Annotated in this window: 8 protein-coding genes; 6 read left to right on the plus strand and 2 right to left on the minus strand. The window is 42.2% G+C overall.

All coding sequences use genetic code 11. The annotated features are described in order from the left end of the window. Positions 1 to 250 precede the first annotated feature (250 nt). The 5 genes from IE164_RS13290 to IE164_RS13310 all read left to right on the plus strand — a co-directional run bounded on the left by IE164_RS13290 (position 251) and on the right by IE164_RS13310 (position 9,025). Positions 251 to 6,361 (plus strand): PAS domain S-box protein, encoded by a 6,111-nt coding sequence (locus IE164_RS13290; protein WP_189630713.1) that lies wholly within the window; start codon positions 251 to 253, stop codon positions 6,359 to 6,361. Continuing rightward, positions 6,354 to 7,013: a response regulator gene (locus tag IE164_RS13295; protein ID WP_189630714.1), complete on the plus strand. Its 660-nt coding sequence runs from the start codon at positions 6,354 to 6,356 to the stop codon at positions 7,011 to 7,013. Before IE164_RS13290 ends, IE164_RS13295 begins: the two co-directional genes overlap by 8 nt. Before the next feature lie 201 nt (positions 7,014 to 7,214). Next, on the plus strand, positions 7,215 to 7,676 hold the full coding sequence (locus IE164_RS13300; protein ID WP_189630715.1) for a hypothetical protein: 462 nt from the start codon (positions 7,215 to 7,217) through the stop codon (positions 7,674 to 7,676). A 12-nt stretch (positions 7,677 to 7,688) separates the two neighbouring features. After that, positions 7,689 to 8,444 (plus strand): sensor histidine kinase, encoded by a 756-nt coding sequence (locus IE164_RS13305; RefSeq protein WP_189630716.1) that lies wholly within the window; start codon positions 7,689 to 7,691, stop codon positions 8,442 to 8,444. After that, positions 8,441 to 9,025, plus strand: a complete 585-nt coding sequence (locus tag IE164_RS13310) for a hypothetical protein (RefSeq protein WP_189630717.1) — start codon at positions 8,441 to 8,443, stop codon at positions 9,023 to 9,025. Before IE164_RS13305 ends, IE164_RS13310 begins: the two co-directional genes overlap by 4 nt. Before the next feature lie 92 nt (positions 9,026 to 9,117). On the opposite strand, the gene IE164_RS13315 is transcribed toward IE164_RS13310, so the two are convergent. Both IE164_RS13315 and IE164_RS13320 read right to left on the minus strand, forming a co-directional pair. After that, positions 9,118 to 9,534: a response regulator gene (locus IE164_RS13315; protein ID WP_189630718.1), complete on the minus strand. Its 417-nt coding sequence runs from the start codon at positions 9,532 to 9,534 to the stop codon at positions 9,118 to 9,120. Further along, complete coding sequence (locus IE164_RS13320) at positions 9,531 to 11,393, minus strand: PAS domain S-box protein (protein WP_189630719.1); 1,863 nt, start codon at positions 11,391 to 11,393, stop codon at positions 9,531 to 9,533. Before IE164_RS13320 ends, IE164_RS13315 begins: the two co-directional genes overlap by 4 nt. 171 nt (positions 11,394 to 11,564) lie before the next feature. Here IE164_RS13320 and IE164_RS13325 point away from each other — a divergent pair, with 171 nt between their 5' ends. Then, positions 11,565 to 12,035 (plus strand): hypothetical protein, encoded by a 471-nt coding sequence (locus tag IE164_RS13325; protein WP_189630720.1) that lies wholly within the window; start codon positions 11,565 to 11,567, stop codon positions 12,033 to 12,035. The last annotated feature ends 157 nt before the right edge of the window (positions 12,036 to 12,192 follow it).

Consider the following 12,192-nt stretch of genomic DNA (forward strand, 5'->3'; position numbering starts at 1 on the left):
AATTCGAATTTAATCTAAGTAATTGCACACTTTCCATAACTAGGCAGATCTGGTAATTCAGATGGCCGGTTAGCGATGAGACTCAACCTCGGAATCGATTTGGCGTAAGCAATTGCATTTTATAGAGAAAATATCGCTGGTAGTTATTTTTTATCGGGCATTAAACCCTTAAATTATACCTATCTGAGCTAAGGGTTGAGTTTTTAGAGCTTAGGATTAAACGTTTCGAGGGAAAATACAGATTCCTGCTATGACCAAAATACTCCACATAGAAGATAATCATACCGATGCCATTCTTTTACAAGAATATGTATCGATGTTCGATCATGACAAGGAGTTTAGAATAGAACATGTGGTTGACTTTTGGGTGGGTATGGAGTGGCTCGAAGAGGAAACCTTTCATGTGGTGTTTCTAGACCTGGGTTTGCCGGGTATCAAAGGGTTAGAAGGGGTAGAGCGAATTGTTAATAATTTTCCTGACATATGCCTTATTGTTTTAAGTGGTAATCAGAGCCTCGATTTGGCCAAAGAAGCCATACAATTGGGTGCGCAAGATTACCTTTCAAAGCACGAGATGTCGCCTACCCAGATCGAGAAGTCCCTCATATTCTCTCTGGAACGCATAGAACTCAGAAGAAAGGTAACCACACAAAGCGCTAAGCTCGAAAAACTTTCCGCAGCTGTAGAACAGTCTGCCAATATTATCCTCATTACCAATATTGACGGAAACATAGAATATGTTAACGACAGGTTTGTGGAGGTAACCGGCTACACCAAAAGAGAGGTAATAGGGAAAAAACCAAGCCTTTTAAAGTCGGGTCGTCAAGACGAGGAGGTATTTAAACAACTTTGGGATACTATTATAGAAGGAGATACCTGGTCCGGTAATTTCATAAACAAACGCAAAAATGGTACCCTACTCTACGAAAAGGCCATCATAAGCCCAATAAAAGACGAAAACGGCCGAATAGTTAATTTTCTGGCAGTTAAGGAAGACATTACAGAATTGAAGGCCATGGAAGAGCGTCTCGACTTCACGCTTGAGGCCGCCAATCTGGGTACATGGGAGTGGAACCTGAAAACCAACGAAATGCTCTACAACTTTGAGTACGCCAAAATGCTTGGCTTCGAAGTGTCTGAGTTAGACAAATCGCTGGGCTTTTCAAGAAGCAGAATTCACCCGGAAGACTTTCCTGAATCTTTGGCCAAACTAGAGCAGCATGTAAAAGGAGAGACAGATAAGTACGAGGCCGTATACCGTATTCAGCACAAAGAAGGGCACTACATCTGGATTTATGATACGGGTAAAATAATGGAGTACGATAGCCAGCGCAACCCTATTAAAGTGCTGGGCGTGCATGTTGATATTACGGCCCTCAAAGAGCAAGAAGAAAAAATAAGATTTGAGAAAATACAGCTTCAGAAAACCCAGAAGTTGGGTCGTATTGGTAGCTGGTATTTCGATTTAGAGCAGGAAGAATTTACTTACGTTTCTCCTAAGTGCCGAGCCATACTGGGCTTTCCGGCAGAGCAGAAAATTGATCGGGAAACTATTCTGGATGCTATATATGGAGAAGATAGAGAGCTTTTTATTACTGACTTCAAAAAAATGTGCGATGGTCAGCACATTGAGTTTTTACACAGGGTAGAAAAGAATAAACAAGTACGATGGGTAAAAGTGACTGGCGACCCCGAGTTTAACGCCAAGGGTAGGTTGCTAGGCGTATTGGGTTTAGTTCAAGACATTACGGAGGAAAAAGAGCGACAAATTGCCCTGGAGCAAAGCGAACTCAAATTCAGAACCATATTTGACAATGCCACTGTGGGTATTGTATACCAGGATTCGGAAGGGCAAATTCTAGACTCCAATAAAAAGGCTGCGGAAATTTTAGGCTTAGACCGCGAGGTGCTCGACACCAAGGGAGCGAAAGATCCTGATTGGTATTTTATCGATGAAGACCACAATCAGCTGGATTGGACAGCCATGCCTTCGGCCAAGGTGGTCGAATCTAAAAAGCCGGTATTGGGCGATATTGTGGGGATTTTCAATCCTAGAAAGTCAGCTATTGTCTGGATCCTCATAGATTCATTTCCGCTTATAGATCAGGCTACCAACGAGCTTAAAACCTGTACCATATTTACCGATATTACCGAGCGCAGAAGGCATCAGCTGGAAATTAAAGATCGGCAGGCCAAGCTTCAGGCTGCTCAAAAAATTGCCAACTTTGGCCACTGGACTTACAGCTATAAAACCGATAACTACACCTGGTCTGACTCGGCCTATGAGTTATTCCATTTAGACAAAAAGATTCAACCCTCCAGAGAGGTGTTTTTTAAGTTGGTTCACCCAGACGACCGAAAGCGCCTTAGGGACCTCATTAAACAATCGAGAAAAAGCCATAAAAACACTCATGTAGAGTTTAAGGCTTTACTGCCGAACGGAGAGGTGCGCTATTTTGAAGATTCCTGGGAAACTACTTACGACCCAGAAGGTAACCCTGATTCTGTTTTGGGGGTGTATCACGACATTACCGAGCGAAAAATTGCCGAGAATGAGCTCCACGAAGTGAAAGAAAAGCTATTGTCCATTCTCGACTCGTTCGATGATATAGTCATTATAATAGACAGAAATCTTCGCTACAAAGAGGTTTTTCCTGGTGGAGACCCCGGTGATTTGCTGGCCGTACCAGCCAAAATGATTGGCAAAAAAATAGCAGACTTTATGCCCGATGATGTGAGTCAGCTGGTAAAAGAAGCCTTTGTAAGAATTAAGGAGTCTTCCCAAACCGAATCCATTACCTATAGCATACAGTTTGGAACAAAAACCAAATGGTTCGATGCCAAACTTTCCGCTCTGCACGACCAAAAAGGCATGTTCAACGGAGTAACCATGTTGGTGAGAAACGTAACAGAGCAGAAGTTGAATGAACTTGCCCTGCAGGAGAGTGAGAGCAAATTTAGAATGCAGTCTGAATTTTTACCACACATTCTATGGACAGCCGATTCGCAAGGAAAAACGAATTACATTAATGAAGCCGGCCGACACTTCTATGGAGATAACATAAAGTACTACCATCAGGGAAGAAGAAACGGGCTTCATAAAGACGATCGGGAGCAGGCCCGCCTTAAATGGGAAGAAGCACTGGCCAACAAGTCTTCCTATTTTAACCTGGAACGCCACAAAGACGCTTCTGGCAAGTACAAGTGGTTGAGTGTTAAGGCCAATCCAATATTAGATGAGAATCAGAACATTATCTCATGGATTGGTGTATCTACCAACGTGAATGCAGAAATGGAGGCCAAACGGCAGAATGAGAAACTGGTGTTCGATTTGAAGGAGCGCGTAAAGGAGGCTAAGTGCCTCTATGGTATTTCTCATCTGGCCGAGTCGGGGCTGTCTTCCAAAGAAGACTTGTTGCGCCAGGCCGTTCAGCTTATTCCACCAGCTTTTCAGTATCCGGAGTGTACGCAGGCACAAATTATTTTTGATGATAATAAATTCAATAGCGGAAAATTCACCTACAAAAACAGGTATAGCTCTCCGTTGCGAATGGATGGTGTTGTAGTAGGAGAGGTAGCCGTGGCCATTGCTAAAAGAAATTCAGAAGGAGAAGAAATTAACTTTTTGCCTGAGGAGGTTTCTCTTATGGATGCCATTTCCGAAAACCTGGGGCTTATTTTAAAACACAAACGAGCCGTTCGCTTGGTGGCCGAAAGCGAGCAAAGATTCCGGGTATTGTTGGAAAACGCCACAATAGGTATAGCACTGCTCAAGGACTATCGCTTTGTAGACTGCAATAAGCGAATGAGTCAAATATTCAATATGCCCATTTCTGAGCTCAACAATAAAGCCATGTGGGAACTGTCTCCTTCGCACCAGCCGGGAGGGAGAACCTCTGAAGAAGCCACCAAATATCATGTGGGCCAACTAGAGGTAAGGAAGGATGAGAACTTTATTTGGTATTACAAAGACGGCCAGGGCAATACCATAATTGCCAATATTCATCTCAATAAAATTGAACTGAAAGATGGAGAGTATGTAATGGCCTTCTTACGCGATATTACCCAGGAGTATCAGGCAGTGAAAGCTCTGGAAGAGTCGGAAAACAAGTATCGAAGTATCTTCGAAAACATTCAGGAGGGCTATATTCTTGTCGATACCAACGGAGAAATTCTTGAGCTAAACCCGGAGGGTGCCCGTATTTTGGGTAGACCATCGCAAAAGCAATTGCTCGGTAAAAACATTAATAATTTTATACCCCATTCCAGCAATCTTTTTGAGGTCTCCGACCTAAACAAAACCCGGCATAATATTGAGGTGCTTTTCAACACCGAGAGCGGTGAGAAACGCTGGCTCAATTTTAACGTGCAAACAGTTTTTAAGAATGGTGCTCCGTATTTGTTTGAGTCTACCTTTAGCGATGTAACTGAGCAGCACAAGTTCAATGAATTTTTGAGCTTTACCGTAAAACTGTACGAAGCCTACCAGAAAAGCCTTGAAGAACTCATTCAGCGTGGAGTGGAATATGCAGTAGAACTACTCGACTCTAACTGCGGATTCTATCATTTTGTAGATGAAGACGAGGGTAAAATTAAGTTTGTGCAGTGGAGTCAGGAGGGTGTTTCTGCTTCCAACACAAAGAAGAGAATCCCCGATTATGAGATAGAAGAAGCGGGCATTTGGAAAGACTGTATAGACAAACGCAAGCCTGTAATTCATAGTCAGGAAGAACAAATTGGCGATAAGGGAATACCGGAAGGTCACCCTCAACTAAATCGCGACCTTGAGATACCTATAATAGATGGCAACAAAGTGGTGGCTATTTTAGGTGTTGGTAACAAAGTAGCTGAGTACAGTACCAGAGACATTGAACTGCTCACCAACTATGCCAACTTGCTACATTCGCTGGTTAAAAAGAAAGAACTGGAAATAGAATACCTCAACACACTCGAAACCTTTGAAGAGTCGCAAAATGTAGGCCGAATTGGTACCTGGCGATACGACATGCAGTTTGAAGAAACCTGGTGGTCCGATGTCATGTTCGAACTGTACGGCCTTAAAAGAAAAGACGGAGTACCTGTGCAGGAGTGGCTGGAATATACCCACCCGGATGACCGCGAAATGCAGGTGGCTAAGTTTGCAGAGTCGCTCAAGACGGGCAAATACGAATGTGAATACCGCATTGTACTCAAGTCGGGCGAAGTACGATATCTCTTTGCCAAGAGCCGGGTAGAGTACGATGCCAATGGAGAACCTAAAAGACACATTGGTATTGCGCAAGATGTTACGGCCATTAAAAAGGCGCTATTGCTTATTCAGGAACAGTCCCAGCAGTTTCAAAACATAGTTTCTTCATTGCCGGGCATCGTTTATCGCCTCAAGTTTCCTTCAAGCCAAATAGAGTTTATCTCCGAATATCTACATAAGCTGCTGGGCTACTCGGTAAATGAAATTGAAGAAATTGGTCATGAGAAGTTCTTAAAGCAGGTCATTTATAAAGAAGATTTTGAGAGCAGCATTCAGTTTCTCAAAAACGTGCTCAAAGAAGAAAATGAGTATTCATATACTTTCCGCATGATGACCAAAGACGGAAAGATAATTTGGGTGAGTAACACCGGCAAATTGGTGTATAAAGAAGGCAGCGAGTATGTTTTGGAAGGCTTTATTCACGATATTACGGATAGGGTTCGTTCGGAAGAGCGAATTCTCAATGCCGTAATGGAAGCTTCGGACCAAGAACGATCAAGAATTTCTAAAGAAATTCACGATAGCCTTCAGCAAACCCTTACCATTGCCTCTCTAAATTTGGAGTTTGTGCGTATGGAAAAGGCCAAGTTGAGCGATAAAGTGAAGAACAAGTTCGATATAGGGTACAACTACCTGAAAAAGTCGCTCAACGATTCGCGGGCTATTGCTCACAGTCTGATGCCAAAGGCCATAGAAGATTTTGGCTTTGTTTCGGTAGTAAAAGATACCATCAGCGATTTGAACCAATCCAGCCAGGTAGAGTTTGAGTTTCTGACCAACATGGAAGGTATCAGGCTTAAAGTACCTATAGATACCAGCTTGTATAAGATAGTACAAGAAGCCACCAATAACATACTCAAGCACTCAGAGGCCAGGTATGTAACCATACAATACATGAAGCTGGGCGATGTAGTGCAATTGACTATTGAAGATGACGGTAAAGGATTCGATGCCAGTAAGTTGAGTCAAAGTAAAGGTGGTTTTGGGCTAGCCAATATGAAAAATAGAGTATCGTCCTTTGGGGCCGAAATTTATATAGATTCCCATGTAGGACACGGTACAACCATTATGATAGAATTTCCATTCACTAAAGACATACTGTATTATGAGTAAGATTAGACTTTTCTTGGTAGATGATCATAAAATGATCAGAGATGCACTGGAAGCCTACATTTCTGAAGACGATAGGTTTGAGGTGGTAAACCATGCCAATCATGGAGAAGAAGCGCTCCAGAGAATCAAGGAAAATCCTGACTTTGATATTCTGCTAACCGATATTGTAATGCCACAGGTGGATGGTATTCAGTTGGTGAAGCGGCTCAAAGAAATGACTTATCAGTTCAAGATTATAGCTCTCACTATGTTGAGTGAAACTCAGCACATTAAGAAAATGCTTAACTATGGAGTGAATGGATATGTACTGAAAACCGCCAACCAATCGGAAATTATTCAGGCCATTCTCGATGTTCACGAAGGCAAGAGCTACTATAGTCCGCAGGTAACCAATACCATTATGGACTATCTGCGAGGAGAAAAAACATCATCGCAAAAAGTAGTGGTAGATGTGCCCCTTACCCGAAGAGAAAAAGAGGTCTTGCATCTTATAGTAAAAGAATACTCCAATCAGGAAATTGCCGATGAGCTTTTTATTTCCATAAGAACAGTAGAAGCCCATAAACGAAACCTATTGGAAAAGACTGGGCATAAGAATATGGCCGGATTGGCCATTTGGGCAGTGGAAAAGCGTCTTTTCTCGGATATTTAGGTTCTAAGGGAATTGCCTAGATTTTGTAGGTGATCTTACAAAGCCCTACTAAGTGAAATTTTTACAACAATCCATTACAGAAAACACCACCCCATAGTGGTGTTTTTCTGGTTTTTTACAAGCCTTGTTTCACTCACATATTAGCCATGGCAGATGGTGACCTTAGTGTTGAAAGAATAACACAATTGAAATCCAAAAGCCATGAAAAAGTTAATGTGTATTGCAGTCTTGCTACTCGGTTGTAGCACTGCATTTTCCCAAACGTACTATTATAAGCACCAGGGGAAAAAAGACTTCAGTTTTCAAGTAGCCCCCACAGTTGCCACTTATGGCGACAATCCTCTTTACGGATTTTCACTCGGAGTGAACTTCAAAGAGGTATTCAACTTCAGCTATTTCCACACCAGAGATTACAAGTCTAAAGAAGGTTCTTACATGGACACCCGATGGGCAGGACTTTACACGGCCATTATGTTGCCGGTAAACGACTGTTTTCAGGTGGGCCCCACCTTTAGAATGGCCGCGCTCGATGCCCAGTTCGAGAAACCTTACTTCGGAGTTGAGGGCAGGGTAAACCTGGCCTGGAACACCAAGCTCGGGTTCGAATACGGCAAGAGCAATGAACGCGCAATGAGTGTAAAATTAATCTGGAACATTTACTAAAAGGAGGGAGTCATGAACGCTGTACAAAAAAATCAATCAGAAGAAACTAAGCATATAGAATTTGGTAACAATACCTCTAAGGTGCTTACCAACATGTCGGCCGAGTTTAAGTCTCCGCTCAATGCTATAGAAATGACGGCTCAGATGATGGAAGAAATCATGGAGCACAAAAGCGAAGACCTGCTCAAGCTGTTTTCAAAATACATTAACCGAATTGTTAATGAGTCTAAAAAAGCGGCTGGACTGGTAGAAGATACCTTGCTTTTAATGGAGCTCAGCAATGCGGAGCCTAAAGTAGACATTACCTCCTATGGTTCAGACGATATTTTCAAAGAGCTTACTATTTCGTTCGAAAACTACTATCCGTTTAAGAAATTCGATTTTGTAGGCATTCAGCAGCATGTTGAGGTGCGTATAGACAACGAGTCTTTCATGAAAGGTCTGAAAAGACTGGTGAGTCTGGCTCTGGAATTTAAGGGAAGCGAAATGCCCAAGCTGGGTATTAACCCCAATGAGCATGAGGTAGAGCTTACTTTTGAGGTGCCCGGACTTAAAATTGCCGAGCAAGACCTGGAAAACATATTTGAGCCTTTTTCAAAGCTCTCTGAAGAATACCTCATCGAAGGTTTGCCTTTGAGATTGGGCTTAGTGAAGCGTTTGCTGGCCAATAGCCAGGCACAACTCACAGCTTCGATTCATGAAGATGGACATGCCGTGTTTCATGTAACCATGACTCGTGCTAACACAAGCCTAAAAGTAGTTTCATGAAAAAGCTAGTGTTTGCACTGCTTTTGGGCCTGCTGGTACAAGATTGCTCCGAGCTTTATGAAAATCCGGAGCAGGTGTACCTTATAGAAGAAGGCCGACACGATAGTAAGGTGGTCGCAGGGTTTGTTGGCGATAAGCTCAGAACCTTAAAGTCTTCAACCTTGCGTTTTACGGCAAGATTTGACGAATCGGCCCGTTATAACCTGGGCAACAAAAACCAGGAAGATATTAACAAGCTGTTTGGGTTTGCCGATGCTAATAGTATGCACCATGACAACAGCATACGGTTTGGTTGGCGATACAGTGCCCAGAAAGATCAGGTTGAAATATTTGCGTATGCCTATCAAAATGGTCAGATGAATTTTGAATATATAACAGATCTGCAGATAGGAGCCAACGCATTGTTTCAGATTAACCTAACCGATGAATCGTATGAGTTGGCAGTAAATGGAGACCATACAGTTACTATGGAACGAAAAGTGAAAGATAAGTTGGGCGTTTACTACCTGTTGTTTCCATACTTTGGAGGCAATGAAACGGCCCCACATGACATACGGATTTACATTAACGAAAGAGTTTAAAGATACAATACCAATTTGGCTTTTGGGTGTTGTTCAATTGGAGGTGCCGAGCAGAAAATGGCACCTCTTTTTTTGTCTTTAAAAGAGTGAGTCTAAGGAAGTACCGACTTGTTGTACCAAAACTCTTTAATAGAACCCACCATATCCATAAACATGCTAAAATCGCTGGGCTTTACCAGATAAGAGTTTGCATAGAGCTTGTAACAGAGCTCCACATCTTCTCTAAAGTCGGAGGTAGACATTACTATAATGGGTACTCCTCTTAACTTTTCGTCTTTTTTTACCAGTCTGAGTACCTCTTTTCCGCTCTTTTTGGGGAGGTTTAGATCGAGAAAAATAAGGCTCGGAAACTCACTTTCCGGCTGGTTTTCGGCTAACTCAAATAAGTAATCTATCGCTTCTTGTCCATCTGTTTTTACAATGATATCCGTGTCGATCTGCGTTTGTTCGAAAGCAATTTTCAGCAATTCTACATCGGCCGGATTATCTTCTATTAACAGCGTTTTCAATAGCTTAATGTTAGTTTTTTTGAAATAGCCACCCGGAAGGTCGTTCCCTCATCCACTACCGACTCCACATCAATGACTCCGTTGTGCTGATCTGCAATTTTCTTGCACATGGCAAGGCCTATTCCGGTGCCTTCATATTCTTCCCTACTACTCAGGCGCTTGAAGATCTCAAATACATATTGGTGATATTCTTTGTCAATTCCAATTCCGTTATCAGAAAAAGACAGGTAGTGAAAGTCATTATTCTGGGTGTATTCTACTCTTATTTGGGGCCTAATACCTTGCCTTCTAAACTTTATGGCATTGTTAATTAGATTTTGGAAAAGTACGTTGATGCGCGTTTCGTTGGCAATTATTTGAGGTAGCTCCGAACATTCTACAGACGCATTGGTGGTTTTTATGAGGTTGTGCAAATCGGCCTTCACCTGATGAAATACCTTTTGAAGGTTCACCCTTTCGAACGTGAGTTTTTGATTTTCTAACTGACTAAAATGCAGGAGGTCTTTGATAAGATTTTTTAGTCGGTTGGCACTTTTTTCTATGTATTCGGTATACAGTTCGGTATCGTCATGAATATTGGCATCTTTGAGTGTAGCCTTGAGCAACTGAATAAAGCTGATAATAGTGCGTAGTGGTTCTTGAAGGTCGTGGGCTGTTACGTAGGCAAACTGACGCAATTCCTGCACTTTGTTGTTAAGCTCATCATTGATTTTTTGCAGTTTCTGCTCAGACTCCATTTCTGCAGTAATGTCCATAATGGCTCCATTGAGTGATATGGCCTTTCCTTTCTTATTGAAGCGAGGTTCTCCATAGCTCTTTATGTGTCTCCAGCCTGTTTCTGTTTTCACTCTATACTGGTGCTGGCAAGACTGCTTGTCTTCCAAAGCCTTCTGAACAATCATGTTAAAATGATCGAGGTCTTCCGGATGAACTCGTTCCTGAACATCCTTTAGGGTTGGTTTTTTGTTTCTTGGTAAACCCAGAAGTTCGTAAGCGTTGTTTGAGAGCTTTAAATCCAGGTCTTTGATTTGCAAAATCCAGCCGCCTGTTTTCGAGAGTTTTTCTGTTTTTTCAAGCAGCAGGTTTTTAGCCAATAACTCTTTTTCGATTTCCTTTTCCTGAGGGATTGGGCGCCCCTCCGGAATAAGCAGCACAACCTTACCGCCCTGCTTTATGGGGCGCAAGGAAAAATCGATGGTTTCAACACCCTTGTTGCCCAAAATATCTGTATAAAAACGAACAAATTCGCCTTGAGAAGCTCTGTCAATAGCATCAATGATTTGTGAGCGTATTTCGTCATTCCAGGCCCACCAGGGTGCATCATAGAACTTCTTGCCTACAATTTCATCTCTTTTGTAGCCCACAAAGTCCAGAGCACTTTGGTTTGCTTCTATAAGTGTACCGTCAAGCTCCATTAGCCCCATAAGCTGAAACATATTGTGAAATACCTCGTGGAAAACCAGCTCCTGCTTGGCCATGGCTTCCTCTTTCTTCTTTTTTTCGGTAATGTCCAGTATGTAAGTTCTTATGTAGCCCGAATCTACCCGGTTTTCCAGTAGCTCTACGGTTAGCTCTGCCCAAATAACTTCTCCTGTTTTGCGAATGTATCTTTTCTCCAGTCTGTAGCTTTCTATTTCACCGGCTTTTAGCTTCTCAAAAACCTCCAGGTTTTTATTCACATCGTCCGGGTGTGTAAACTCCGAAAAGGTCATGCTTGTCAGTTCTTCTGCCGAATAACCCATCATTTGGCAGAACTTGGAATTTACAAATACAGGTATGCCCTCGTAGGATGTGACCGCAATGGCAAAAACAGATTTGGAGAAGAGTTCTTCGTAAAGCTTGAAGATGGATTTAGGCATAAAGATTTAAGAAAGACTAATCTGCAAAATTAAGCTTAATATTTAATTTTAAGGTCATTTCAAGGGGCTAACCTCTTGCGTAAAACACCTAAATGTTAAGCATCGGGCATTGCGTAGAAAATGGGGTAGGCATTTGGCGAATTTAGAGGTAAGAATTGAACCACATCAGCCATGAAAGCCAAATTCATTGTTCTAGCAAGCCTGCTCATGTTGAGCTTTGGGGCACAAGCCCAGAGCTTTTACCGGCAAAACAAACCTCAGAAAGATCGGTTTTCAGTTTCACTCAAGAATATAACCACCAGATCTGTAAATGGTTGGAATACCGGCCCCTCCGTATCGCTTAATTTGGGACAGCGCTTTTCCATGGGCTATGTATATCTTACAGCTATAGGGAGTGCCGAGCGAGAGGCGAATACATTTTCCGGTTTGCAGTTTAACTATTCAGTGTTCGATGGCTCGCGATTCGATGTAGGTGTGGGGCTTAGAACAGGAGTACACAACCAATATTTTATTTCTGTTTTACCCTCCATTCAAATGACCTATGATGTCTCCACCAAGGTGGCCGCTGAACTTGGTTATGCCCACTCCGATGGTTTTCCCTTCTTTCAAATGGGTATAGGCTATAAAATCTTTAGAAAGTAAATTATAGCTGCTGAATCAAGTATGTTTTAGCATCGTAAGCTTTTACAGCAAAGCTCCATAGTACTTCTTTAGTAAGTGCTTTAACTATCGTTTTAATATAGAGAAACACTCCCCCATAGATATAATTATTCAATGGATATGGGTGTTAAAAACTCGA

The sequence above is a fragment of the Roseivirga thermotolerans genome (assembly GCF_014653175.1).
In the GTDB taxonomy this organism is placed as follows: domain Bacteria; phylum Bacteroidota; class Bacteroidia; order Cytophagales; family Cyclobacteriaceae; genus Roseivirga; species Roseivirga thermotolerans.

What these genes read in the sequence shown, in the direction of transcription:
- IE164_RS13290 (WP_189630713.1), top strand. Translation starts at nt 251, where the DNA reads ATGACCAAAATACTCCACATAGAAGATAATCATACCGATGCCATTCTT.
- IE164_RS13295 (WP_189630714.1), top strand. Translation starts at nt 6,354, where the DNA reads ATGAGTAAGATTAGACTTTTCTTGGTAGATGATCATAAAATGATCAGA.
- IE164_RS13300 (WP_189630715.1), top strand. Translation starts at nt 7,215, where the DNA reads ATGAAAAAGTTAATGTGTATTGCAGTCTTGCTACTCGGTTGTAGCACT.
- IE164_RS13305 (WP_189630716.1), top strand. Translation starts at nt 7,689, where the DNA reads ATGAACGCTGTACAAAAAAATCAATCAGAAGAAACTAAGCATATAGAA.
- IE164_RS13310 (WP_189630717.1), top strand. Translation starts at nt 8,441, where the DNA reads ATGAAAAAGCTAGTGTTTGCACTGCTTTTGGGCCTGCTGGTACAAGAT.
- IE164_RS13320 (WP_189630719.1), bottom strand. Translation starts at nt 11,393, where the DNA reads ATGCCTAAATCCATCTTCAAGCTTTACGAAGAACTCTTCTCCAAATCT.
- IE164_RS13325 (WP_189630720.1), top strand. Translation starts at nt 11,565, where the DNA reads ATGAAAGCCAAATTCATTGTTCTAGCAAGCCTGCTCATGTTGAGCTTT.